Raw genomic sequence first — 801 nt, 5'->3', positions numbered from 1 at the left:
GCAGAAACTTACGAATGAATGTGGACACCCTCCTCAAATTGTGTTTGAAGCAACAGGTGTTTATTCTAGGCAACTAGGCAAAAGAATCAGTATGCGTATAGCCTATTGAATCCTTTAGAGGCAAAATTACAATGTGATTCCTTACGGATTCATAAAACGGATCGGAGCGATGCACATCAATTAGCTCTTACCCATTTTACGGTTTCCCGAAGGGAAAAAACTATCACAGATACACGTTTTTCCCAATTAAAATCACTTTCACGATTTTACGACGAACTCGATGATGAATTATCTACTGTGCGAAACCGAATGCATAAAGTACTGCAGCTCACATTTCCTGAGCTAGAACAGATTTTTACAACAAAATCAGATTTATTTTTAAATCTTGTTCAGTTATTTCCACATCCTGATTTAGTTCTAGACCTCTCGAAAACCACAATTAAGAATCGAATTCGAGCAAATACAAAAAAGAATATATCAATACAGATAGCTGAACAACATGCGGAATATTCTATTATTTTGAGCCTTCCTGGAATTGGATCTAATACGGCTGTACGCTTAATAGCTGAAATAGGAGATATTACTCGTTTTACGAATCACAAGCAATTGAATGCCTATGCCGGTATTGATATACGCCGTTTTCAATCAGGAAAGACTTTTTATAAAGATAAAATTAATAAACGGGGAAATAAGCATTTACGAAAACTACTTTTTCTCATTATCCAAAACATGCTTAAACAACGGCGCCATGGACGGAATCATATTGTTGAGTATTATGATAAATTAAAAACGCAACCTTAT

At 35.3% G+C, this 801-nt stretch carries 1 pseudogene; it reads left to right on the top strand.

Annotation, left to right across the window (positions count from 1 at the left end):
* Nucleotides 1–801 (top strand): annotated as a pseudogene (locus JDS99_RS30760) (transposase); the annotation flags it as partial.

This window comes from Bacillus cereus group sp. N6, assembly GCF_016483705.1.
Taxonomy (GTDB): Bacteria; Bacillota; Bacilli; order Bacillales; family Bacillaceae_G; genus Bacillus_A; species Bacillus_A wiedmannii.
This window is presented reverse-complemented; position numbering and strand designations above follow the sequence as displayed.